22 protein-coding genes are annotated in these 21,868 nt (G+C 66.1%); 13 read left to right on the top strand and 9 right to left on the bottom strand.

Going from position 1 to position 21,868, the window contains the following annotated elements; genetic code table 11:
* Positions 1-246 precede the first annotated feature (246 nt).
* Both ACQR0Z_RS32230 and ACQR0Z_RS32225 read right to left on the bottom strand, forming a co-directional pair.
* Positions 247-975, bottom strand: a complete 729-nt coding sequence (locus ACQR0Z_RS32230) for a sulfite exporter TauE/SafE family protein (RefSeq protein ID WP_434857643.1) — start codon at positions 973-975, stop codon at positions 247-249.
* 39 nt (positions 976-1,014) lie between these two features.
* A complete protein-coding gene (locus ACQR0Z_RS32225; protein ID WP_434876776.1) occupies positions 1,015-1,239 on the bottom strand; it encodes a hypothetical protein in 225 nt (74 codons plus the stop codon).
* A gap of 357 nt (positions 1,240-1,596) precedes the next feature.
* On the opposite strand from ACQR0Z_RS32225, the gene ACQR0Z_RS32220 reads away from it, so the two are divergent.
* From ACQR0Z_RS32220 to ACQR0Z_RS32205, 4 genes are all read left to right on the top strand, one after another.
* Positions 1,597-3,309 carry a jacalin-like lectin gene (locus ACQR0Z_RS32220; RefSeq protein WP_434921320.1) on the top strand — a complete coding sequence of 571 codons (1,713 nt, stop codon included), beginning with the start codon at positions 1,597-1,599 and terminating at the stop codon, positions 3,307-3,309.
* Positions 3,310-3,470: 161 nt separating this feature from the next.
* Positions 3,471-3,794: an ArsR/SmtB family transcription factor gene (locus tag ACQR0Z_RS32215; RefSeq protein ID WP_434857646.1), complete on the top strand. Its 324-nt coding sequence runs from the start codon at positions 3,471-3,473 to the stop codon at positions 3,792-3,794.
* Positions 3,791-4,201 carry an SRPBCC family protein gene (locus tag ACQR0Z_RS32210; protein ID WP_434876774.1) on the top strand — a complete coding sequence of 137 codons (411 nt, stop codon included), beginning with the start codon at positions 3,791-3,793 and terminating at the stop codon, positions 4,199-4,201. The genes ACQR0Z_RS32215 and ACQR0Z_RS32210 overlap by 4 nt, the downstream gene beginning before the upstream one ends.
* Positions 4,202-4,383: 182 nt before the next feature.
* On the top strand, positions 4,384-4,605 hold the full coding sequence (locus tag ACQR0Z_RS32205; protein ID WP_434857648.1) for a hypothetical protein: 222 nt from the start codon (positions 4,384-4,386) through the stop codon (positions 4,603-4,605).
* A 157-nt stretch (positions 4,606-4,762) separates the two neighbouring features.
* Here ACQR0Z_RS32205 and ACQR0Z_RS32200 read toward each other — a convergent pair whose 3' ends face one another.
* The 4 genes from ACQR0Z_RS32200 to rpiA form a co-directional block, all read right to left on the bottom strand.
* A complete protein-coding gene (locus tag ACQR0Z_RS32200; protein WP_434921319.1) occupies positions 4,763-5,989 on the bottom strand; it encodes a caspase family protein in 1,227 nt (408 codons plus the stop codon).
* 70 nt (positions 5,990-6,059) lie between these two features.
* Positions 6,060-7,445, bottom strand: a complete 1,386-nt coding sequence (gene gor, locus ACQR0Z_RS32195) for a glutathione-disulfide reductase (protein WP_434857650.1) — start codon at positions 7,443-7,445, stop codon at positions 6,060-6,062.
* A 30-nt stretch (positions 7,446-7,475) separates the two neighbouring features.
* Entirely contained in the window at positions 7,476-7,997 is a 522-nt protein-coding gene (locus ACQR0Z_RS32190) for a DUF2059 domain-containing protein (protein ID WP_434857651.1), read from the bottom strand.
* A gap of 48 nt (positions 7,998-8,045) precedes the next feature.
* On the bottom strand, positions 8,046-8,738 hold the full coding sequence (rpiA, locus tag ACQR0Z_RS32185; RefSeq protein ID WP_434857808.1) for a ribose-5-phosphate isomerase RpiA: 693 nt from the start codon (positions 8,736-8,738) through the stop codon (positions 8,046-8,048).
* 164 nt (positions 8,739-8,902) lie between these two features.
* On the opposite strand from rpiA, the gene ACQR0Z_RS32180 reads away from it, so the two are divergent.
* The 3 genes from ACQR0Z_RS32180 to moaA all read left to right on the top strand — a co-directional run bounded on the left by ACQR0Z_RS32180 (position 8,903) and on the right by moaA (position 11,516).
* Positions 8,903-9,589, top strand: coding sequence for an HAD family hydrolase (locus tag ACQR0Z_RS32180; RefSeq protein WP_434921318.1), 687 nt, complete (start codon positions 8,903-8,905; stop codon positions 9,587-9,589).
* Between the two features lie 265 nt (positions 9,590-9,854).
* On the top strand, positions 9,855-10,250 hold the full coding sequence (locus ACQR0Z_RS32175; RefSeq protein ID WP_434921335.1) for a hypothetical protein: 396 nt from the start codon (positions 9,855-9,857) through the stop codon (positions 10,248-10,250).
* 234 nt (positions 10,251-10,484) lie between these two features.
* Positions 10,485-11,516 (top strand): GTP 3',8-cyclase MoaA, encoded by a 1,032-nt coding sequence (gene moaA, locus ACQR0Z_RS32170; RefSeq protein WP_434876771.1) that lies wholly within the window; start codon positions 10,485-10,487, stop codon positions 11,514-11,516.
* 89 nt (positions 11,517-11,605) lie between these two features.
* Here the strand turns inward: moaA and ACQR0Z_RS32165 are convergent, their stop codons facing one another.
* Positions 11,606-11,833 (bottom strand): hypothetical protein, encoded by a 228-nt coding sequence (locus ACQR0Z_RS32165; protein WP_434876770.1) that lies wholly within the window; start codon positions 11,831-11,833, stop codon positions 11,606-11,608.
* 175 nt (positions 11,834-12,008) lie between these two features.
* On the opposite strand from ACQR0Z_RS32165, the gene ACQR0Z_RS32160 reads away from it, so the two are divergent.
* The 3 genes from ACQR0Z_RS32160 to ACQR0Z_RS32150 are packed head-to-tail and all read left to right on the top strand — an operon-like array spanning position 12,009 to position 14,408.
* On the top strand, positions 12,009-13,091 hold the full coding sequence (locus tag ACQR0Z_RS32160) for an acyl-CoA dehydrogenase family protein (RefSeq protein ID WP_434921317.1): 1,083 nt from the start codon (positions 12,009-12,011) through the stop codon (positions 13,089-13,091).
* Position 13,092: 1 nt separating this feature from the next.
* Positions 13,093-13,833 (top strand): PIG-L deacetylase family protein, encoded by a 741-nt coding sequence (locus ACQR0Z_RS32155; RefSeq protein WP_434921316.1) that lies wholly within the window; start codon positions 13,093-13,095, stop codon positions 13,831-13,833.
* A complete protein-coding gene (locus tag ACQR0Z_RS32150) occupies positions 13,830-14,408 on the top strand; it encodes a class I SAM-dependent methyltransferase (RefSeq protein ID WP_434876768.1) in 579 nt (192 codons plus the stop codon). Before ACQR0Z_RS32155 ends, ACQR0Z_RS32150 begins: the two co-directional genes overlap by 4 nt.
* Here the strand turns inward: ACQR0Z_RS32150 and ACQR0Z_RS32145 are convergent.
* Entirely contained in the window at positions 14,335-15,561 is a 1,227-nt protein-coding gene (locus ACQR0Z_RS32145; RefSeq protein WP_434921315.1) for a glycosyltransferase, read from the bottom strand. The genes ACQR0Z_RS32150 and ACQR0Z_RS32145 overlap by 74 nt on opposite strands.
* 183 nt (positions 15,562-15,744) lie before the next feature.
* Between ACQR0Z_RS32145 and ACQR0Z_RS32140 the strand changes: the two genes are divergently transcribed.
* The 3 genes from ACQR0Z_RS32140 to ACQR0Z_RS32130 all read left to right on the top strand — a co-directional run bounded on the left by ACQR0Z_RS32140 (position 15,745) and on the right by ACQR0Z_RS32130 (position 20,761).
* Positions 15,745-16,425 carry a spermidine synthase gene (locus ACQR0Z_RS32140; RefSeq protein ID WP_434921314.1) on the top strand — a complete coding sequence of 227 codons (681 nt, stop codon included), beginning with the start codon at positions 15,745-15,747 and terminating at the stop codon, positions 16,423-16,425.
* Between the two features lie 175 nt (positions 16,426-16,600).
* Positions 16,601-18,862 carry a DUF2235 domain-containing protein gene (locus ACQR0Z_RS32135; protein ID WP_434921313.1) on the top strand — a complete coding sequence of 754 codons (2,262 nt, stop codon included), beginning with the start codon at positions 16,601-16,603 and terminating at the stop codon, positions 18,860-18,862.
* A gap of 60 nt (positions 18,863-18,922) precedes the next feature.
* Positions 18,923-20,761, top strand: coding sequence for a metallophosphoesterase (locus ACQR0Z_RS32130; RefSeq protein ID WP_434921312.1), 1,839 nt, complete (start codon positions 18,923-18,925; stop codon positions 20,759-20,761).
* Here ACQR0Z_RS32130 and ACQR0Z_RS32125 read toward each other — a convergent pair.
* Positions 20,758-21,543 (bottom strand): hypothetical protein, encoded by a 786-nt coding sequence (locus ACQR0Z_RS32125; RefSeq protein ID WP_434921311.1) that lies wholly within the window; start codon positions 21,541-21,543, stop codon positions 20,758-20,760. The two genes, ACQR0Z_RS32130 and ACQR0Z_RS32125, sit on opposite strands and share 4 nt — an antisense overlap.
* Positions 21,544-21,868: the final 325 nt, after the last annotated feature.

The raw sequence follows: 21,868 nt of genomic DNA, 5'->3' as shown, positions 1-21,868 counted from the left end.
GCTGCGACTTCACGTCCGCGGCCCCGCCGTTCGTCCGCGCGCCCTTTCGGACACGCTGCGGCTTGATCGCGGCCATCGCTCCCCGCCTCGCGTGTCGTGACGATCGCGCGCAACGCCCCTTCCGAGTGAGGCGGGATGCGGAGAGTAGATCACAGATTCTGGTATTCGTAAAGTGGAATTTTTGAATATCCGAACATGACGACTGCGGCTGGACGACGCCGCCGGGACCGCTCGGCGAACTCCGGGTCAGACCACCAGCAGCAATCCCGACAGCAGCAGAATCCCCAAAATGATCTTCCTGAACAGCGCATCATTGACCTTGCGGAAGGCGAACACGCCGAGCGCCGTCCCCGCGAGCAGCGCCGGGATGCTCAAAGCGAGATCGATGACCACCTTGGACGACAGGTCCTGACGCGCCAGCATCATCGTGAGCGAGGCGATCTGCATGACGGCGATGAAGGGCTGAACGAGGCCGCGCTGCTCGGTCTTCGGCAGGCCGTGCATCTCGCACCAGATCGTCGGCAGCGCGCCGGGCATCGCGGTGAGGCCGCCGATCAGGCCGCCACCGAAGCCGATGATGGCGGTGCGGCTTCGGCTCATCGGTTGAAGACTGCCCAGCGCCGGCTTGCACAGCATGGTGCCGGCGTAGATCGCGATGGTGAGGCCGAAGATCTGCTGGAACACACGTGTCTCTGCATTGTGCAGCAGCCACAGCGCCAGGGGCACGCCGAGCAGCCCGCCGATGATCAGGACGACGCTCTCCTTCCAGCGGATGCTGGCGCGCAGCGCCCAGAGGTTCGTTGCCTGCACGCCGACGCTGCACGCCATCATCAGCGGCACGGCTTCCAGGGGCTGCAGCATGTGCAGGAGGATGGCGCCGGCGACCGCTGAAAATGCGAACCCTGCAAGACCGGACACGAAGGCGCCGAAGAAAACGGCGGCGCTGAGCAGCAAAAATGATCCGAGCCCGGGCATGATAATTCTCCGGCTGAAGAAAATGGAAATGAGTGATCGTCAATCAGTGGTCTGGAACGTCGTAACCGGACTTGCCTCCACGCGGTCGGGCGTGTCCGCCTTTCGCAGAATCGCGATCGCGACGATGTGCAGGATCAGGAAGAATGCGAGAACGACGGCGCCGAGGCATTCCTTCGAAACAAATGGCTTCGAGGTGAATGGCTTCGACGTGACTGGCTGCGATGTGATGGGCGCGAGCCGCGGCGGAACCTGATGGGCATGCATGTCCGGTGTCTCCAGCAAAGTATCGGATTGCTAGCAGCCCAGCGTCCCCTCAGCGTCCCCCGATAGGAGTATGGCGCGGCATCAATAGGAGCGCCGCCCGACGCCTCGGCCAGCCTCCGCTGCCTCGTTCCGTGTACGACGCAAGTGCGGGTCACGCCCGTGATCGCGCTCACGCGGACGAATGGCCGCCGCCGCACGCTGCGTGACGTCGATCTTCGATGCGGGGCCGTGACAACCTGGGCTGGCACGCGTCCGCACGACACGTGCCACGCAGAACATCCATCGATCCGTCATCACGGCGACACGCGGCAGATGCTATCGCGCCGCCGCTTTCGGACACGATCGAGGGGATCGACAATGAGACTTCACCACATCGCCGGCGCGATCGCAGCCGGCTGCGCCGCTCTGCTGGCCGGCCCGCTGCATGCGGACAGCGGCACCTTCAACACGCTGACCTATAACGTCGCGGAAACGCCGACCGCCTATAACGGCGGCAGCGACGCGCATTCGCGCGTGATCAGCTGCTATCTGCGCCAGTTCGGCATCGTCAACGTGCAGGAGGACTTTCTCTGGCACGCCGCGCTCTACGACACCTGCGACAACCATCCCTATCGCACGCCGACCTCGGGCACGGCCGGAATCGGCGACGGCCTCAACACGCTCAGCACCTATTCGTTCGATGATCTCGACCGTGTGACCTGGACCAAGCGCGCGGATTCCGACGCGCTGACGCCGAAAGGCTTCTCGCTGGTCCGCACGCGGCTGGCCGAGGGCGTCTATCTCGACTTCTACAACCTGCACGCCCAGTCCGGCACGTCCTCCACCGATCTCGCCGACAGCGAGTCCGACGTGGCGCAGATCCTGAGCTACATCGAGGCGAATTCCGCCGGCAACGCCGTCATGGTGATGGGCGACACCAACACGCGCTACACGCGGGCCGGCCAGAACATGTGGGAGTTCCTGCATCACGGCTTCAACGACGCCTGGGTCGAGACGGTGCGCGGCGGCAGCGTGCCGCCGATCGGCGCTCCCCTGGTCTGCGGCGATACGCAGACGGCCCGGCCGGACTGCGAGATCGTCGACAAGGTGCTGTGGCGCAACAACGGCTTTTTGACCCTGCAGGCGTCTGGCTATGTCGACCGCCAGGATGCGCTGGACTCGAACGGCGCGCAGCTCTCCGATCACCACCCCGTCGAGGTCGACTGGAGCTGGGCCACGGCATCGAACCGCAAGCTCAGCGACCAGTTCGGCGGCCCGCACGGCACGAGCTACAACGACGTCTCCGCGCTGCCCGCCAATCCCGTGGTCAGCAAGCTGACCATCCGCACCGGCAACCGAGTCGACGCCGTCGAGCTGACGCTCTCGAACGGCTTTGTCTACAGCCATGGCGGCAGCGGCGGCTCGGCCCAGAGCCTGACGCTCGGCGGCGGCGAATATCTCACCTCGGTCAATCTGTGCAGCGACCAGTATCAGGGCCACACGCGCATCTTCCGGATCGCGTTCGGCACCAGCGCGGGCCGTACCCTGTCGGGCGGCACGTCGACGGCGAGCTGCACCAGCTACACCGCCCCGAGCGGCTGGCAGATCACCGGCTTCCACGGCCGCTCCGGCGACGGCATCGACAAGCTCGGCGTCGTCTACGCGCCGGTCTCCACGAGCGCGGCACCATCGCGCCAGCCGGTCCGCATCGTCAACCGCACGTCGGCGCTGTGCATGGACGTCAGCGGCGGCACCATGGCCGACGGCACGGCCGTGATCCAGTGGAACTGCACCGGCACCACCAACCAGACCTGGAGCTACGACGAGACGACCGGCATGATCCGCAGCATGCAGGACCCGCACTACTGCCTGGACAACAACGGCACCTATGGCGACGGCGCGCAGCTGATCATCTGGACCTGCACCGGCAACAACAACCAGCGCTTCCGCTATGACGCTGCGGCCGGCACGATCGCGCTGCGCAGCTATCCGGTCGAAGTGATGAGCCAGAACGGCACCTCCCTCGGCAATCAGCTGCTGACCGCGACCGCCTCGGCCGCCCGCTCGCAGCAATGGACGTTGACGCCCTGATCCGCGGTCCACGACAGGTGATCCGGACGGCGCCGCCGTCCGGATCACGCACAGCGCCGAGGGGCTGATCATCGCGCTGGCGCCGGATCGGCAGCGCTGCCCTTGCCAATTCATAACCATGAGGCTATGGATATACCCATAACCATCGAGTTATGGATTGAATGCCCCGCTCTCCCGACCTGCTGTTCCGCACGCTTGCCGATCCGACCCGGCGCGCGATCTTCGAGGGGCTGTGCCGCCACGGCGAGCAGACCGTCGGCGCGCTGACCGCCAAGGCCGGCGTGTCGCAGCCGGCGGTGTCGAAGCATCTCGGCCTGCTCAAGCAGGCAGGCCTGGTACGCGAGCGTCACGAAGGCCGCCTGACGCATTATCGCGCCCAGCCGAAGGCGCTCGCACCCTTGCTCGACTGGACCAGCCGCATGGCCGCATTCTGGGAGAGCCGCTTCGACGACCTCGACAATCTGCTCAACAGGATGGACCAATGACAGACATTGCGCCGGAGACCCGCACCGTCGTCGTCGAACGCGAGTTCGCGCATCCGCCGGAAAAACTCTGGCGCGCGCTGACGCAGCCGCATCTGATCGCGGAGTGGCTGATGGCCAACGACTTCCTGCCGTCGCTCGACCATCGCTTCAAGCTGAAGGCGGACTGGGGCGTCGTCGACTGCCAGGTGCTGACGATCGAGCCGCACAGGACGCTGTCCTACAGCTGGGCCGCGCTCGGTCTCGACAGCGTCGTGACCTGGACGCTGACGCCGACCGCGACAGGAACCCATCTGCGCATGGAGCAGACCGGCTTCGCCGCCGACCAGACCCGCGCCTATCAGGGCGCACGCTACGGCTGGCCGAAATTCTTTGACGGGTTGGAGCAGACCTTGGCGCGGCTCGACTGAGCTGGGCCTCTGCTGCGCTCGGTTGTCATTCCGGGGCGGCGCGCAAAGCGCGGCGAGCCCGGAATCCATCCGGCCGCGAGAACTGCCGCGCAATGGATTCCGGGCTCGTGCTTCGCACGCCCCGGAATGACGGCGGAGAGATTTCCGCACTTTCATCGGCATTGTCACATGGGGAGGAGCCAATGAACTGGTCCAATACGATCCGACAAGTCCACCGATGGGTCTCGATCGCCTTCACGGTCGGTGTCATCATCAACATCGCGGCGATGACGCAGACGCAGCAGCCCGCCGCCTGGGTCGGTCTGCTGGCGCTGCTCCCGCTGATCGTGCTGCTCGCCACGGGGCTTTACATGTTCGCGTTGCCGTACCTCGCAAGACGGCGCAGCGCACAGCATGTGAGTTGAGGTGACGCTCGAGCTCCAGACTTCTTCGTCATTGCGAGCGCAGCGAAGCAATCCAGGGCCAAGCCAAGGACTCTGGATTGCTTCGCTGCGCTCGCAATGACGGCGGGTTGGTGGACGGTCCCTACCTGCATTCTACACTCTGAGCGCGCGAGGCCGCCTACTCCAGCCCGTTCGACGACACCCAGCCGACGACGCCGTTCCACACTGCGCGGCATGACGTGAACCGGCTGACACCGTCGCCGGGCATCACGCAGCCGCCGACCATCGCGGTCTCGCCGGCGGGGATGCGGGTGAGGATCTCCGACTTCTGCCCGGGCTCCCGGCGCAGATTGAGATAGCCCTGCGAGACGTTGCGCTTGACCGTGCGCGGCACGAGATGCGGGTTGGGAAGGATCGCCTGCGCACGCTCGATCGGCGTTTCAGCCGGACGCGCCGCGGTCTGACTTGTCTTCAGCTCCTCGATCCGCGCCCGCGCCATCGAGCCATAGGGCGTGCCGCCGAACTGTCGCACGAAATCCTCGAGCACCGCGATGCTGGTGGTGTTCTGCGTCACGGCCCAGGCGCGCTCGGCGGGATCGGGTGATGCCGCGGAGGCCAGCGGCGCTGTCGAAGCCGGCGCGACCGGCTGGCCGGCGAAGAAGAAGTCGCCGTCGACCGGCGAGCTCGACACCCAGGGCTGCTGGGTGCCGCCGGTGGCGCGCTTCACCTCCAGGCCGACCTGGTTGAAGGTCTTGAAGATGTCGAGGCCAGGCCGCTTGATCGTGTCGGCGAGCGCCTTCGTGAACGGGCTGTTGCCGTCGCGGCCGTCGAGCGCGACGTTGCCGGGCTGGGTCGCGAACGAGATCAGCGTGCCCTCCGGCGCGCGCATCTGCGCGAGGCCGCTGCCGCCGTCGCGCAGGCCGCGGCCGCCGAACGGATTGTTGCGGCAGGCGTCGAGGATCACGAGATTGAGCTTGGTGCCGGCACTCTCCATCTGGCGCAGCACGACGTTGACGTCGAGCATCTGGAAATCGACATCGGCCTCGCGCGCGGGGTTGGCATCGACCGGCACGAGATAGTTGGCGCCGCGCACCTGCACGCCGTGGCCGGCATAATAGACCAGCGCGACGTCGGCGCCGCGCGCCTTGGCGCCGAACTCCTGTACCGCGCGGCGCATCGTGGCCTCGTCGAGATCGAGCCGCGCACTGCCGCCGACGAGATCGAAGCCGAGCCCCTGAAGGGTCTCGGCCATCAGCGCCGCGTCATGCTTGGGATTCTCGAGGCGGCTGACGCTGCGATAGGCCGAGTTGCCGATGACGAGCGCGATGCGGGCATCGGCGAGCGCCGGGCTGAAAAAGCCGAGCAGGCTCCATCCGGCCAGCGCCAGCATCATCCATCGCCGCATCGACTCTCCCCGTCCTTGCTTGACGGCGGAAGTCTATACGCGGCCGGACGAAGCGGAAAGGCGCAGCGCCCTACTCCGCGGCCTGCCGCACGTGGCGCTCGGTCACCGTGCGCATCGTCACCAACTCTTCCGCCGCAGACGGATGCAGCGCGACGGTGGCGTCGAAATCGGCCTTGGTGGCCTTCATCTTGATGGCGATGGCGACGGCCTGGGTGATCTCGGCGGCCATGTCGCCAACGATATGGCAGCCGAGCACGCGGTCGCTGGTGCCATCGACGACGAGCTTCATCAGGACGCGGGTGTCGCGGCCGGACATCGTCGCCTTGATCGGGCGGAACGTAGTCTTGTAGATGTCGACGCGGTCATACATCTCGCGCGCCTGGGTCTCGGTGAGACCCACCGTGCCGACCTCGGGCTGGCAGAACACGGCGGTCGGAATGTCGGCGTGATCGACGCGCACGCTCTTGCCGCCGAACACATTGTCGGCAAAGGCATGACCCTCGCGGATCGCGACCGGCGTCAGGTTGAAGCGATGGGTGACGTCGCCGACGGCGTAGATGCTCGGCACCGAGCTCTGCGAGAACGCATCGACCGCGATGCCGCCATTGCGCGGATTGATGGCGACACCGGCCTTTTCCAGGCCGAGATTGGCCACCGCCGGATGGCGGCCGATCGCGAACATCACCTTGTCGGAGGCGATGCTGGAGCCGTTCGACAGATGGGTCGTGTAGTCCTTGCCGTGCTTGTCGACACTCTTGATCGTGCAGCCGGTCAGGATGGTGATGCCTTCCTTCTCCATCTCCGAGCGGACGTGCTTGCGGACGTCCTCGTCGAAGCCGCGCAGGATGTTGTCGCCGCGATAGACGACGGTGACGTCGGAGCCGAAATTGGCGAAGATGCAGGCGAATTCCAGCGCGATATAGCCGCCGCCCTGGATCACGATGCGGCGCGGCAGCTCCTCCAGGTGAAACGCCTCGTTGGAGGAGATGACGTGCTCGATGCCGGGAATCGGGGTGCCGTGATTGGGCGCGCCGCCGGTCGCGATCAGGATGTATTTGGCGGTGACCTTCTCGCCTGTGCCGAGGCGCACGGTATGGGCGTCCTCCAGCACGGCGCGGGTTTTGACGATCCTGGCGCCGGACTTCTCGACATTGGTGGCGTAGGCCGCCTCCAGACGCGCGATCTCCTTGTCCTTGTTGGCGATCAGCGTCTTCCAGTCGAACGTCGCGGTCGGGATCGTCCAGCCGAAGCCTTCGGCATCAGCGATCTCCTGGCGGACATGCGAGCCGATGACGAACAACTTCTTGGGCACGCAGCCGCGGATCACGCAGGTGCCGCCCATGCGGTATTCCTCGGCGACCATCACGCGGGCGCCATAGCCCGCCGCGATGCGGGCGGCGCGCACGCCCCCCGAGCCGCCACCGATCACGAACAGGTCGACGTCGAATTCAGCCATCTCTCCCCCGACCTGTCCTTGCAACCCGCCTCAGATCGGCTTGTTGCGCTTGCGCATCTCGGCGCGGAACTGCGCGGTGACCGTGTCGGAGAACTCCGCCGCCCACCCGTTCATCGCCTGCATGCTCATCTGGATCGCCTTCGGCTCGGCCGCAAGCAGCTTCTGGCCGATGGCAGACTTGTAGAAAGTGACGAGGTTGGCGATCTCCTGGTCGGAGAACTCGTTGCAGTAGATCTGCGCCATCTTCTCGCCGATCTCCTTCTCCTTGCCGGCATAGGTCTGCGCGACGGAGACGGCGACCTCGTCGAGGTCCTTCTGGTAGTTGAGGTTGGACTGCAGCAGCGCCTGCTTGGTCTGCTGCACGATGCCCGGGACGGCATTGGCGTACATCGCAGCCGCGTTCTTCATCGACAGAATCTCGCGCGCGCCGGCCATGCAGGCCGGCGAGGCCGGCTTCAGCGCCGGCGCCTGGCCCTGCGCGGCAGCGGGGCTGGCCGAAGCCAGGGCCAGCACGATTCCGGCGGCCGGCAAGATTCTGAACACGCTCTTCATTCCAAGTCTCCTGTGAGATTGCGGCCCAAAGCGCAGATCGTGCTGCGCTCAAGGCCGCTGGATAACGCGAATACCCTGTGCGCCTGCCAGGATCGCCGTGCTGCCGAGGCCAATGAACAGCCCGTGCTCGACCACTCCCGGAATTGCGCTCAAAAGACCCGCCAGGCGCGGGGGATCCTCGATCTCCCCAAGGCGGACATCGACAATCCAGTGGCCGCCATCGGTGACGAAAACGTGGCCATCTGCGGACTTACGCAAGCCCATCGCTCCGGAGACGCCGGCCTTGGCGAACGCCTTGCCGATCTCGCGCTGCGTCGCGGCGAGCCCGAACGGGATCACCTCGATCGGCAGCGGAAAGCGGCCGAGCTTTCCGACCCATTTGCTCTCGTCGGCGATCACGATCATGCGATCCGAGGCGCTGGCGACGATCTTCTCGCGCAGCAGCGCGCCGCCGCCGCCCTTGATCAGGTCGAGCGCCGGGTTGATCTCGTCGGCACCGTCGATGGTGAGGTCGAGATGGTCGATCTCGTCGAGCGTGGTCAGCGGCACACCGCAGGCCTGCGCCTGCGCCCGTGTCGCCTCCGAGGTCGGCACGCCCACGACCTTGAGGCCGGCGCGGACCTTCTCAGCCAGCAGATCGACGAAATGCTTGGCCGTCGAGCCGGTGCCGAGGCCGAGCTTCATCCCGCTCTCGACCTCTTCCAGCGCCCGCGCCGCCGCCTGCCGCTTCAATGCTTCCATGTCGACCAAGGAACCGTCCTCACCCCCAGGCCCCTAGGGGCCGAAAACCGGCGCATATCTAGCGGTGTTTTGACGCGGGGCCTAGCTCTGACCGGTCACGAAATCGGACAAAAAGCCGTGGCGAGCCCCTTGCGGGGGCGCGGGCCTGCCGGTAGCCAATACCGATGGCCATCTCCAGCACCATCGTCTTCGATCTCGACGGCACCCTGGTCGACACGGCGCCGGATCTCATCAACGCGCTCAACCACATCCTCAAGCGCGAGGGGCTGCGGCCACTGCCGCTGGCCTCGGCGCGCAAGATGATCGGGCATGGCGCCCGCAGGCTGCTCGAGCGCGGGCTGGAAGCGGAGGGCCGCTTTGCCAGCCCGGCGGAGATGGAGCAGCTCACGGTCGATTTCATCGATTTCTACGCCGAGAACATCGCGGTGGAATCGCGCCCCTTCGAGGGGCTGGAGGCGGCGCTCGACGAGCTCGCCGGACGCGGCTGCCAGTTCGCCGTGTGCACCAACAAGCTGGAATGGCTGTCGAAGCGGCTGCTCGACCAGCTCGGCCTGTCCTCGCGCTTTGCCGCGATCTGCGGCGCCGACACCTTCGGCGTCGCCAAGCCGGACCCGGCGATCCTGCGCCAGACCATCGCGCAGGCCGGCGGCGAGATCGGAGCCGCGATCATGGTCGGCGATGCCGGCACCGATGTCGGCGCCGCCCGTCGCGCCGGCGTTCCCGTCATCGGCTGCACCTTCGGCTATACCGACGTGCCGATCGCGGAGCTCAATCCGGACCACCTGATCGATCACATGCGCGAGCTGCCGGCCGCGGTGCTGGCGCTCGGCCCCGCCCTCAAGAATGCCTGACAGCGCTATGATCCACTCGCGGGATTGCGGCCTAACCCCCTGCCCGATCGCCTGAATCCTCAACGAACGAAACCCGAAGGTTCTGTTGAGAATGGGGTTGACCGCAGTTGCGCCGCTGTCCTGACACTCCTATGGTCGCGCTGGGATTGCGGCCGATGGCCGCAGGGGTTGTGGGGCGGACATCATGATTCGGCGGGTCATCGCGATTGCGCTTACGGGAGCCGGTCTGGCCGGCTGCTCGTCCTTCTCCATGGACAGCTTCAAGATGTCGGCGCCGGAGGTGCCCGTGCAGCTCGAATCGGTGCCGCCGGGCGCCGACGCCAAGACCTCGCTCGGACCGGGCTGCCGGACGCCATGCACCGTGTCGGTGCCCGCGCCGGACGCCGGCTTCAGCGTCACCTTCTCGATGGACAAGTACCAGCCGCAGACCATCCCGGTGCAGGTCATCCGCAACTCCGGCGATTTCAACAGCTCGCCCCCGGTCGTGATGGACCCGAGCCCTGTGGTCGCCGAGCTGCAGCCGATGCCGGGCGCGCCGCCGAAGGCGGTGAAGCACATGCGCCCGAAAAAGCCGAAGCCGCAGAAATCGGCCGCTTCTGCCGCCGCGCCGGCGCCCGCGACCACCGGTTCCGCCTTCCCGGCCCCACCGCCGCGGCAATAATGGAATCGCAACGACCATCGCCTCTCGCAGCAGCGAAGCTGCGATGCAGCATCGACGCCTCGTCAGGTCACCATTCCTCAGTATGAGTGCTCGGCGATTGTGAGCCGCGCCGATCGTGATTAGATTGCTTTGAACCGGCAGCCGGCCGCGTCTCGCGCGGCCACTGTCTGGCGCAGCCGCTCATGGCACCGCCGCCATGACCGCCGTGACATGACCGTCGTGACAAGGCCTTCCATGACCGCTGAGACGTTGAGTGAAACCGCCCTGACGCGCCCGATGACCGACCCGTTCGGCCGTCGCATCAGCTATCTGCGCGTCTCGGTGACCGACCGCTGCGACCTCCGCTGCTTCTATTGCATGGCGGAGGACATGACGTTCCTGCCCAAGGCCGACCTGCTGACCCTGGAGGAGCTCGACCGGCTGTGCTCGGCCTTCATCCACAAGGGCGTGAAGAAGCTCCGGCTCACCGGCGGCGAGCCGCTGGTCCGCCGCAACGTCATGGGCCTGGTGCGCTCGCTGTCGCGGCACCTGAAGAGCGGCGCGCTCAATGAGCTGACGATGACCACCAACGCGACGCAGCTCGCGAAATATGCCTCCGAGCTCGCCGATTGCGGCGTCCGCCGCATCAACGTCTCGCTCGACACGCTCGACGCCGACAAGTTCCGCACCATCACCAGATGGGGCGATCTCGACCGCGTGCTCGCCGGCATCGAGGCGGCGCAGGCCGCAGGGATCGCGGTGAAGATCAACGCGGTCGCGCTCAAGAACATGAACGAGGACGAGATCCCGTCGCTGATCGACTGGGCGCATGGCAAGGGCATGGCGCTGACGCTCATCGAGGTGATGCCGATGGGCGAGATCGGCGAAGGCCGCATCGACCAGTATCTGCCGCTGTCGCTGCTGCGCAGCCGCTTGGCGCAGAAGTACACGATGACCGATCTCGACGAGACCACCGGCGGCCCCGCTCGCTACGTCCGCGTCGCCGAGACCGGCGGCACGATCGGCTTCATCACGCCGATGACGCATAATTTCTGCGAGAGCTGCAACCGCGTCCGCGTCACCTGCACCGGCACCTTGCACACCTGCCTCGGCCACGAGGATGCTTCCGATCTGCGCAAGCCGTTGCGAGCCTCGGCCAGCGACGAGCAGCTCAGCGATGCGATCGACCGCGCCATCGGCCTGAAGCCGAAGGGCCACGACTTCATCATCGACCGCCGCCACAACCGCCCGAGCGTCAGCCGGCACATGAGCGTGACCGGCGGCTGATCCTCTGCCGACGAACTGGACGTTACGCTCAGTGTGCAGCGGATGGCCTTGCTGATCGATCAGAGACTAGGGCGCAAGACGTCCAGCTATCAGCGGCCGCGAAAATAAAGCTGCACTTCGGCGAGGGCCTGTTCCGGGGTCTCGAAGGAAAAGCCGGCAAAACTCTTCATCGGGCTCCAATGTGGCCCCTCCGGCGCGATCTCGCAGCGGCCGCTGAAATCACGAATGATCCGGCCGATGACCTGATCCTGCTCGACCCATTTCAGCCACCGGATGTGACCGTGAACGTTGTCCGGATCGAGTCGAATGGTCGCCATGCCCTGCCCCGATCAGTTCGCGAACTCACCGTCAATGACCTGACGACGGCAACGTTCCTACGGTGTCGGGAACCATTGGCCGTTCGCTGACTTCACACCATTGCTGTCAGCCCCATGCACCGGAGAGCGAGCCATTCTAGCCCGTAACGATCCTGCGCGTCACGACAACCGAACTATGCTCGATCGCGCGCAGCGGTTCGCTGGCCTGATGTTCGATGCCGCCGCCGAGACGGACGAGCACGCCTTCATCGGTGATCACCTGTGGACGGCGTTTCGCCGGTCCGGCCTCGCGATGTCGCCATTCCCCCGGGATCTCGGCGGCGACGACCTCTGCAGGCCCGAGCGCAGCGGCGAGCTGTGCACGGTGCTGCGCCTGCTCGGATCTGCGGATCTGTCGATCGCCCGGCTATTCGAAGGTCACGTCAATGCGGTGTCCCTGGTCACTCGCTACGGCGAGCGGGATCAGCTGCGCGCGCTGGCCGCGCGCATCGCCGCCGGTGGCCTCTCGGCCGTGTGGGGCGCCAATGATGCCAGGGGTCTGCACGTCGCCGGCGAAGGTGGCGGCACCTTGCAGGGCCGGAAGGTCCTGTCGTCCGGCGCGGGCTTCGTCACCGATCCCCTCGTGACCGCGACGGCGCCGGAGGGTCAGGTTCTCTGCCTGTTGCGCCTGACCATGGACGAGCCGATCGATCTGTCGGGCTGGCAGGCGCAGGGCATGCGGTCGACGGCCACCGGCGCGATCGATTTCTCCGGGACTGTCGTGACGTCAGAGAACATGATCGGCGAGCCCGGCGACTTCATGCGCCAGCCGTTCTTCTCGGGCGGCGCATGGCGGTTCTGCGCAGCCCATTGCGGCGCGACCGAACGTCTCGTCGATCTGTTCAAGACCCATCTCCTGACGACGAAACGCGGCGAAGATCCGTATCAGCTGCAGCGCCTCGCGCAGGCGATGGCAGCCGCCAAGACCGCGCGCTATTTCGTCGAGGACGCCGCGCGGCGGCTTGCCTCGGACGAGATGCCTGGCGACCAGGTCGTGGGCTTCGCCAATTTGACGCGCATGGTCACCGAGCGCTGCGCGCTCGACGTCATGGAGACCGTGCAGCGGGGCGTCGGCTTGACCTCGTTCGTTCGCCCGCATCCGATCGAGCGCGTGTCGCGCGACCTCGCGACCTATCTGCGCCAACCCGTGCCCGACCTCGCGATGAGCGACGCTGCGAGAGCATTCCTCGGCTCGTCCCATCCCGTCGGAGATTTCTGACGTGCGCGCCGATCGTTTTCTCGACGCGCTCAGCACCAGTCCGGTGGTCACGGTGGATGAGCTCGTCCAAGGACGCCCGTTGGTGGTGCTCTCGCCCCATCCGGACGACGAGTCGCTTGGCGCGGGAGGCCTGATTGCGGAATCCCGTGCTGCAGGACATGAGGTCAATGTCATCGTCGTGACCGACGGCTCGGGCTCGCATCCCCGTTCCAGGCAGTATCCGCGACAGAAACTGGTCGCGCTGAGATACGCCGAGGTGCATGCAGCCGGCCGGGTTCTCGGGGTGCCGCCGGACCATGTCACGTTCCTCGGACTGCCGGATACGAGGGCGCCGATGTCGGGCCCGGACTTCGATGCGGCCGTGGAGACGACGCTGAAGGTGGTCCGACGGTCCGGAGCCGGCGCCCTGTTCGTCACATGGGAGGGCGATCCGCATTGCGATCACCAGGCCTCCGCGGCGCTGGCGAAGGCCGTTCGCCGAGCGAGCCCCGGCCTGAAGCTCTGGGCGTATCCGGTTTGGGGATGGCACCTCGCGGCTGATGTCGAGACGCAGCAGCCGCCGCCGAGCGCGGTCCGGATCGACATCTCATCGCAGCGTGGTCGCAAGCGGGCGGCGATCGATGCCCACGCGTCCCAGATGACAGACCTCATCAGCGACGATCCGGATGGCTTCCGTTTCGACGACGCGTCCCTGGCGCCGTTCCTCGGACCCTATGAGTATTTCATCGAGGTGCCGTCGTGACCCGAAAAGCTGCAACCCTTCCCCCGGACTATTTCGAAGCCAAATACAAGGCTGACATCGACCCCTGGCGGTTTCGAAGCAGCCGCTACGAGCAGGACAAGTATCAGGCCACGATCGCCTCTCTCACCCGGGCGCCCTACGCGCAGGCGCTCGAAGTCGGCTGCTCGATCGGCGTATTGACACAACTTCTCAGCGCGCATTGTGCTCAGCTGCTCGCCATCGACGCATCCGCCACGGCGCTCGAGGTCGCAAGGTCGGTCAGCGGGTCGAACGTCAGCTTTCGCGTCGCGACCATTCCGGCCGACTTTCCCAAGGGGCCATTCGACCTGATCGTGCTGTCGGAGGTTCTGTACTATTTCGCCAAGCCCGACCTGCAGCGCGTCACGCAGGAATGCATCGCGGAGATCGCGCCTGGCGGCGAGATCGTGCTGTGCCACTGGCTCGGCGAGACGAACTATCCGCTCACCGGCATCGAGGCCAGCGAGCTGTTTGCCGATGGCATCAAGCCGGCACTGCCGGTTCGCACGATCCTTCACGATGAGACATATCGCCTGGAGCGCTTCTCGCCGGCCTGACCGGCGGTCTCAGATGCCGCACGATCATCCTGGCGATGGCGATCTGGCGCGGCAGGTCAGACGGGCGCAGCGGTGCGCCGCGCTTCAATGCCTGGCTCATGCCGCACACCGCATCCCAGGCGTCTTCGAACGAGCAAGTGGCCAACCCGTCGAAGGCGCGGATGATCTCATGCGACGGTCCCAGAGCGGCAGGCCAGCGGCGCGCGGCCGGCCCTCGGCTCCAGCGATCGCGCAACATCCCCTTGCAGAGCGCGCGTCGCGTGGCCTGCAGCGCGGGCTCGAGATCATCGTCGCAGGGCGCATCGGGATGTCCGTGGCGATGGCGCATCGTGTTGGCAGCGCCGCCGCTCGCCCGCCCTTCGAACCGGCAGGAGGTGGCCACGCACACGTCCATGGCGTGGCGCACCTTCAGCCCGGCACGGTCGAGCGCCGCCGTCAGCGCGACGTCCTCCCCGACCGGGCGCGGCGGCAGGCCGCCGATCGCGGCATAGGCGGCGGCTGTCACCGCCAGGCTGGCCCCGGACGAGACCCGATGGGTCGGCCAGGGATCGTGCGGCCGCGGGTCGCAGCGCGCGTTGATTTCGGCGATGTAGCGCAGATAGGTATCTTCGAGCCGGCCGCGCGCCACGAACTGATCACCGAGGGCGACATACTCGCTCGGGATCGCATCGATGTAGCCGGCGACGCAGTCGACACCCTCGTCGAAGGCGCGAAGCGTGGCGGCAAACCATGTCGGCGACACCCGGCTGTCGGCATCGGTGGTCATGATCAGGCCGTGCAGCGGAGCCGCCTCGGCAAGCCGGATTGCAGCCAGGTCCATCGCGCGCTTGCGCGCCCACCCGGCATTTCGCTGCCCCTCGGGCAGATCCTCTTCGACCACCACGACCGGGTGCGGGATCGAACGCGCCGCCTGCCGGGCGATTGCGGCGGTGTCGTCGGTGCAGCTGTTGGCGAAGACGAGGATCTCCAGGCTGCCCCGTGCGATCGGGGCTCCCTCTTCGTCCCGCTGCATGGCCAGGGCCGCAAGACAGCCGGCGATTTCGGATGCTTCGTTCTGGGCAGGGATGGCGACGACCGAGAGCCGCGTTTGCGAAAGAAGAGATAGTTTCATCGGTAATCCGCAATCGCCTTTGATGCCGCGCCCCCTCCTCAATCACCAGGGGACTGATGGGTTCCGCGAGCGTCGCGCTGCCATCGGCCGCACCGTCGGGCAGAACGTCCTCCGTCATTGTGGTAAGCAGGCGAATCCGTTGTCGGCAGGACAGCGGCGATCATGACCTCCGTCGGTCCGCCGAACGCCTGCCGGACCCCGCTTTCAAGACGAGATGAGACCCGCGTGATTCCCTGGAAGCTGATCGACACCGCAGACGTGCCCGGCGGCGGCGAGCCGCTGCGGTTGATGCAGCGTGGCAAGGAGTTCAGCATCAAGCTCGGCCAGAACGAGCTGATGAGCAGTCGCCTCTACGGCTCGGAAGAAGCGCTGGCGACCCTGAGCTGCGCCCGCCTCAAGGACCGCCCCGCCCCGACTCTGCTGATCGGCGGCCTCGGCATGGGCTTTACCCTGCGCGCGGCCCTGAAGGTGCTGGGGCCGCAGGCGCGCGTCACCGTCGCCGAGCTGGTGCCGGCCGTGATCGCCTGGGCGCGCGGGCCGATGGCCGAACTCTCCGGCGACAGCCTGGCCGATCCGCGCGTCGAGATCCGCGAGGACGACGTGGTGCGGCTGATCACGGCCGCGCGCGGCAGCTATGATGCGATCCTGCTCGATGTCGACAACGGCCCGCAGGGGCTGACCCGGGAGTCCAACGACGCGCTGTACGATCCCTCCGGCCTGCGCGCCGCCTTCACCGCGCTACGCCCCGGCGGCCTGCTGGCCGTGTGGTCCTCCCACCCCGACGACCGCTTCGCGCCGCGGTTGCGCAAGGCCGGCTTCACCGCCGAGGAGATCAAGATCCGCGCCACCGGCCGCGGTGGCGGGGGCGCGCGTCACGTGATCTGGATCGCGACGCGGCCGGCCTGACCGGCCGGCATCTCAGTCCGGCATGCAGGCTCTTCCCGGAGAACCTCGACCGCTGAGCCGTCCCGCAACACCTGCCGCTACTTCCGACTGATCGGCCGCTATCTCAGATTGCTTTCTGCATCCCACGCACTACCCTCTCCGCTTTCAATCATGAATTTCGAGCGGGGGCGTATTCATGGCGAGTCCGAAGATCATCATCCTGTCGGATGGCACCGGCAACGCCGCCTCGAGCGTGTGGCGCACCAATGTCTGGCGCATGTTTCAGGCGCTGGACCTGCAAGGCAACACCCAGGCCGCCAAATATGACGACGGCGTCGGCACCTCCTCCTTCGTCCCGCTGGCGATCCTCGGCGGCGTCTTCGGCTTCGGCCTCAAGCGCAATATCCTGGACACCTACAAGTTCATCTGCCGCAACTACGATCACGACAACGGCTCGAAGATCTATCTGTTCGGCTTCAGCCGCGGCGCCTTCACGGTCCGTGTTCTCGCGGCGTTGATTCTCGATCAGGGGCTGGTCGTGGCCGGCACCGAAGCGGAATTGCATGACGGCGCGGCCAAGGCGTACCGGGCCTATCGGGCCAAGGGATATCATTCGGTGTGGCGGATCGAGGTGCCGTTCCGCGCCTTGCGCGACCATGTGCTCACGCCGCTGATGGACCGCATCCGCGGCAGGAAGCCGTACGCTCGCATCGCGCGAAAGGACATTCCGTCGATCGAATTCATTGGCGTCTGGGACACCGTCGCGGCCTATGGACTTCCCATCGACGAGATGACGCGGGGCATCTCCAGCTGGGTCTGGCCGCTCGAGCTTCCGAACCGCGTTCTCAACCCGCGCGTCAACTGCGCGCGCCACGCACTCGCGCTGGACGATGAGAGAACCACGTTCCATCCGGTGCTCTGGACCGAAGAGGGAGAGACCAAGCCGGACGATCCCAAGACGATCGACGACGAACGGCTGGTGCAGGTCTGGTTCGTCGGCATGCACGCCAATGTCGGCGGCGGCTATCCGGACGATTCGGTCTCCTATGTGCCGCTGACCTGGCTCGTGGACGAGGCGGTCAAGCGCGGCCTGATCTTCAAATCCGCGCCGGTGGCCGATCCGGATTCGATCAAGTCGATCGTCACCTCGCAGGACAAGGACGGGCGCCTCTACGATTCGCGCGCCGGGCTCGGCTCGTACTATCGCTATGGCCCGCGCAAGGTGTCGGATCTGTGCAACGATCCGGCGGTGGGCGTCCACGTCGGCGTGGCCAAGATTCACGAGAGCGTTTTCGACCGCATCGACAGCGGCTGCAATGCCTACGCTCCCATCGGGCTGCCCGCCAACTACCTCATCGTGCGGCGAAGCGGCGCGCTGACGCCGCTCGGTCCGACGAGCTTCGAGACGCCGGACGGAGCAGCCGCACGCTTCGCCGCGCAGGAGAAGCTGTGGAATTTCGTCTGGATGCGGCGGCTGCTCTACTTCGCGACCCTGGCCGCCTCCCTCCACCTCGCCGCGTTCTGGCTGTTTCACGACCTCAATCGCGCGCATGAATACGAGTCCCGCATCCGGATGGTCTCCGAAGCGGTCCGCCTGGTCGAATCGTTCCTGCCGCAATCGCTGCATTGGTGGACGGACTGGTACGCGGCCAATCCCGAATGGTTCGCCGGCGGCATCATCGCCGTGGTGCTGCTGATGCTCCTCGGCTCGATGCTCAGCGCCCGCATCAGCGACGCCATGCGCGTGATCTGGCGCGAACGGGCCTCACCGCCGGTTCTGTCCGGCCCCCTGCACCGCGCCATCTATGCCTTTCGAAACCATCCCGCCTATCTGTTCGTCATCAAGACCGGCAAACGGCACGTCCTGCCCGTCTTCCTTGCGCTGTTGACCGTATGGTTCGCCGCCACGCTGACGAGCCACTTCCTGTTCAACGCCGCAGACTCCACGGGCGCCTTCTGCCATGGCACACCGCGGCAGGAGCTCGTTGCCGTCGACAAAGGCATTCCGCAGGACGCCAAGGAGTTCTCGACGAACGCCATCTGCGCTCCCACCGGATTGAGTGTCCGCTCCGGTTTCAGGTACGAGATCATCGTCACGATGAGCGAGCCATGGGACGATGCCGGGCATCCGGTCACGCCGGCCGGATATCGCACATCCACAGTTCAGGGTTTTGCACGCTTGAAGTTCTATGCCGCCATCCTGCTGCGCCGCGTTCTCTTCCGCCCCTGGTATCGCCTGATCGCCCGGATCGGAGAGACCGGCGTCGACGAGTATTTTCTCGATCCCATTCCGGTCCCCAGCACGACGCCGCAAGCCTACAAGGCGACGTTCAAGGCCAGTCGAGGCGGCGAACTGTTCCTCTATGTCAACGACGCGGTGATCGGCCTGCCCTGGGTGTACGACGCCTTCTATCCGAACAACGCCGGCAAGGCGAAGGTGACCGTGAAGCTGCTGTAGCGCTGCTGGGCCAGCCGAAACCGTTCTCTTCTCCTGCGCCATTGGACGAGACCTGCCGACATGACCGTCGATCTCTTGAAGGACACCAAGACCTATCCGCGGATGACGCGCTGGTTCAATCCGCTGCTGCTGATCAAGCTGCTCAACAACGTCGTCACGTCGGCGATGTTCGGGCAGTATGCCGACCGGCGGCTGATGGTCGCCGCGCTGGACACGGTGACGTCAGACGAGCACATGACGCGCGCGACGGCGTTCGCCCGGAGCCAAAGCCCTGCGACGAAGGGGCCGGTCTGGATCGACTTCGTCGCCGATCTCGGCGACGGTTTTGACAGCACCTATGCGGTCGCCTGCCTGCTCGCCCGCGAGACGCTGGAGCTCGACGGCCAAGCCCTGCCACGCGGCGAGATGCTGATCATGGGCGGCGACGAGGTCTACCCGCTCGCCAATGCGCAGACCTACAGGAATCAGTTGCGGCGGCCGTATCAATGGGCCTCTCCCGATCACGACAAGACGGATGATGGCGGAGTGCCGCTGTTCGCGATTCCCGGCAACCATGATTGGTATGACGGGCTGGTGCAGTTCCTCGCCTATTTCACCCGGCCGGCGCCGACCCATTTCGGCTCGTGGCGGACGCAGCAGAAGCGCAGCTATTTCGCGATCCAGCTCACCGAAAGCTGGTGGCTGTGGGGAATGGATATCCAGCTCGCCGAGAACATGGACCAGCCGCAGGCGGACTATTTCAAGCTCGTCGCCCAGTCGGACCAGCTCAAGCCGGGGTCGAAGATCATCCTCTGCACCGCGGAGCCCGGCTGGCTCTATACCGACACCAACATGAGATCGTGGGAGATCGTCGACTACGTCCTCGGCATCGCGAAGAAGGCGGACAAGGCCCTGACGATCCCCTTGCTGCTGTCCGGCGACACCCATCACTACAGCCGCTACCAGGCCGAGGACGGCACGCAGTTCGTGACCTCGGGCGGCGGTGGCGCCTTCCTGCACCCGACCCACCAATTGGAGAAGACCGTCAGCGTGCGCTGGACCGGCACGAAGCTGCCGCTGACGCTCGCCGACAAGGAGGGCGGCAGGGAGCCCGCGGCCTACCCTTCGATGCCAATCAGCCGCGAATTGCTCTGGCGCAATCTGTGGTTCGCGGTCACGAACTGGGATTTCTCGATCTTCATGGGGCTGGTGTATTTCGTCGTCGGCGTCCTGGTCGGCCTGCGCAACGAGCCCGACATTGCCATCCTCGTGGCGGTGGCGTTCGGCGCCGGCATCATCGGCTATACCACCCGGCAGGAGCACGTCTCGCTCACCGACATCTTCAACAAATGGCGACGCCGCCACATCAGGACGGAGTTCGACGACATCGATCGCGAAAACGTGCCGATCCAGTTCAAGAAGGCGCTGGTCGTCATCGGCACCAGCGTGATTCACACGGCCGCCCATGTCTGCACGGCGCTCGGCGCCGCCACCGTCTTCAGCCAGATGAACGGCGACCCCTTCCCCGCCGGCCATCCCTGGTACAGCGTCTGGACCTGGCTCGGCCGGCTCGCGTTGGAGATGGGCGCGGTCGGCTTCGTGCTCGGCAGCACCTATTTCGGCCTCAACATGCTGATCACATGCGGCTGGCTGCGCATGAACCGCAACGACGCCTTCAGCGCGCTGCGCATCGGCCACTATAACAATTTCCTGCGGCTGCGCATCGAAGGCGACGATGTCCAGGTCCACGCCATCGGCCTCGACCGCGTGCCTGACCGCCACGAGTGGCGGGAGAACCTGCAATACCGGGAAGGCCAGCCGCAGCAGCCCCGCTTCGCCCCCGCGACACCGTTGGCGCCGCACCTCATCGAGACGTTCGTCGTCTCCGGCAAAGCGGGTCCAGCCGCACGTCCGACCTAACGATTGGCGTCCGATGGCGATCGCGACAACCCCCGCCGCGCCGGCTTGCGATCCTCGGCGCAGCCGAAGCCGCACTCCTTGGTTCTGGAAAAGCCCGGTGCATCCTTGACGTCGGCGTAGAAGATCCAGCCCGTCATGCCGTTGGCGCATCTGAGCTGGAGCCACTCGTGGTCGTCGTCCTCCGGGCGGGCGGCCGGCTCGCCAGCGACCTCCGTCGACGCGTCGAAGATGTCCTGATAGCCCTGATAGACCTCGGTGCCGATGCGCATCAGGAAGAAGCCTTCCGCTCCCGGACCGACCGCAGACCACCGGTCGCCGGCCTTCAACGTAACCTTGACCTCCTCGCCCTTCGGCCATCTCGGCAGCTCGGACGAGTAATCGCGTGTGAGCTGATACGTCCTGATCCGGCTGAACGTCACGAAGCGCAAGCGGTCCGCTTTGACCCGTTTGGTATTCCAGGGATGATAGGTCGCGCCTCTCCTGAGCAGGCAGGAAACTGATTTCGGCGCGCCGATCTCGGGCTCCGTTCGGACGGCGAGCGTGATGTCCTTGTCCACGGTGAACCCGTCCGGCCATTCGCGGCCCCAAAAGTCGTTCTTGAACCACACAGCCGGATCGTAGGTGGCCGGACCAGCGCGACCGGTCTGCGCCAGATCCGGCGGCGTCGCCGGCGCGACCGCCGGCCGCTCGACACCTTGCGCGCTGGCGAGGCATCCGCCGAGGGCGGCGGCCAGACCGAATGTCGGCACAGATGCCAGCAGCCTGGCGACCTTGTTCATCATGACTCCTCACCTCCGCGCCCTCATCGCTCAACACCTACGATGCGTCCTCCGACTGGTCGAGGCCGCCGGCGTTGCCCTAACAATGGCGCGCCGCCTCCTGCGAAGGCCGTCCCAGGTTTCATCGTCATCGACGGCGCACATCGTCCTCATCACCTGACGCGCGCTGGCGTCCATCGCGGCGGACAGTGCATCGCATCAACACGCAGCTTCTCCGGCTAGCCCGGAACTGCCGCCGCGCGAGCGAGTTGCTCAGCCGCTGAGAGGACACCGTGATGGCATTGGCATCGCGTCGTCCTGACTTCGAGCATGCATCTATCAGATAGAC

Source organism: Bradyrhizobium sp. HKCCYLS3077, from assembly GCF_051167555.1.
GTDB lineage: Bacteria > Pseudomonadota > Alphaproteobacteria > Rhizobiales > Xanthobacteraceae > Bradyrhizobium.
Note: the sequence above shows the minus strand (reverse complement) of the source record. Positions and strands in the feature narration are given on the sequence as shown.

What these genes read in the sequence shown, in the direction of transcription:
- ACQR0Z_RS32230 (WP_434857643.1), bottom strand. Translation starts at nt 975, where the DNA reads ATGCCCGGGCTCGGATCATTTTTGCTGCTCAGCGCCGCCGTTTTCTTC.
- ACQR0Z_RS32225 (WP_434876776.1), bottom strand. Translation starts at nt 1,239, where the DNA reads ATGCATGCCCATCAGGTTCCGCCGCGGCTCGCGCCCATCACATCGCAG.
- ACQR0Z_RS32220 (WP_434921320.1), top strand. Translation starts at nt 1,597, where the DNA reads ATGAGACTTCACCACATCGCCGGCGCGATCGCAGCCGGCTGCGCCGCT.
- ACQR0Z_RS32215 (WP_434857646.1), top strand. Translation starts at nt 3,471, where the DNA reads ATGCCCCGCTCTCCCGACCTGCTGTTCCGCACGCTTGCCGATCCGACC.
- ACQR0Z_RS32210 (WP_434876774.1), top strand. Translation starts at nt 3,791, where the DNA reads ATGACAGACATTGCGCCGGAGACCCGCACCGTCGTCGTCGAACGCGAG.
- ACQR0Z_RS32205 (WP_434857648.1), top strand. Translation starts at nt 4,384, where the DNA reads ATGAACTGGTCCAATACGATCCGACAAGTCCACCGATGGGTCTCGATC.
- ACQR0Z_RS32200 (WP_434921319.1), bottom strand. Translation starts at nt 5,989, where the DNA reads ATGCGGCGATGGATGATGCTGGCGCTGGCCGGATGGAGCCTGCTCGGC.
- gor (WP_434857650.1), bottom strand. Translation starts at nt 7,445, where the DNA reads ATGGCTGAATTCGACGTCGACCTGTTCGTGATCGGTGGCGGCTCGGGG.
- ACQR0Z_RS32190 (WP_434857651.1), bottom strand. Translation starts at nt 7,997, where the DNA reads ATGAAGAGCGTGTTCAGAATCTTGCCGGCCGCCGGAATCGTGCTGGCC.
- rpiA (WP_434857808.1), bottom strand. Translation starts at nt 8,738, where the DNA reads ATGGAAGCATTGAAGCGGCAGGCGGCGGCGCGGGCGCTGGAAGAGGTC.
- ACQR0Z_RS32180 (WP_434921318.1), top strand. Translation starts at nt 8,903, where the DNA reads ATGGCCATCTCCAGCACCATCGTCTTCGATCTCGACGGCACCCTGGTC.
- ACQR0Z_RS32175 (WP_434921335.1), top strand. Translation starts at nt 9,855, where the DNA reads ATGTCGGCGCCGGAGGTGCCCGTGCAGCTCGAATCGGTGCCGCCGGGC.
- moaA (WP_434876771.1), top strand. Translation starts at nt 10,485, where the DNA reads ATGACCGCTGAGACGTTGAGTGAAACCGCCCTGACGCGCCCGATGACC.
- ACQR0Z_RS32165 (WP_434876770.1), bottom strand. Translation starts at nt 11,833, where the DNA reads ATGGCGACCATTCGACTCGATCCGGACAACGTTCACGGTCACATCCGG.
- ACQR0Z_RS32160 (WP_434921317.1), top strand. Translation starts at nt 12,009, where the DNA reads ATGCTCGATCGCGCGCAGCGGTTCGCTGGCCTGATGTTCGATGCCGCC.
- ACQR0Z_RS32135 (WP_434921313.1), top strand. Translation starts at nt 16,601, where the DNA reads ATGGCGAGTCCGAAGATCATCATCCTGTCGGATGGCACCGGCAACGCC.
- ACQR0Z_RS32130 (WP_434921312.1), top strand. Translation starts at nt 18,923, where the DNA reads ATGACCGTCGATCTCTTGAAGGACACCAAGACCTATCCGCGGATGACG.
- ACQR0Z_RS32125 (WP_434921311.1), bottom strand. Translation starts at nt 21,543, where the DNA reads ATGATGAACAAGGTCGCCAGGCTGCTGGCATCTGTGCCGACATTCGGT.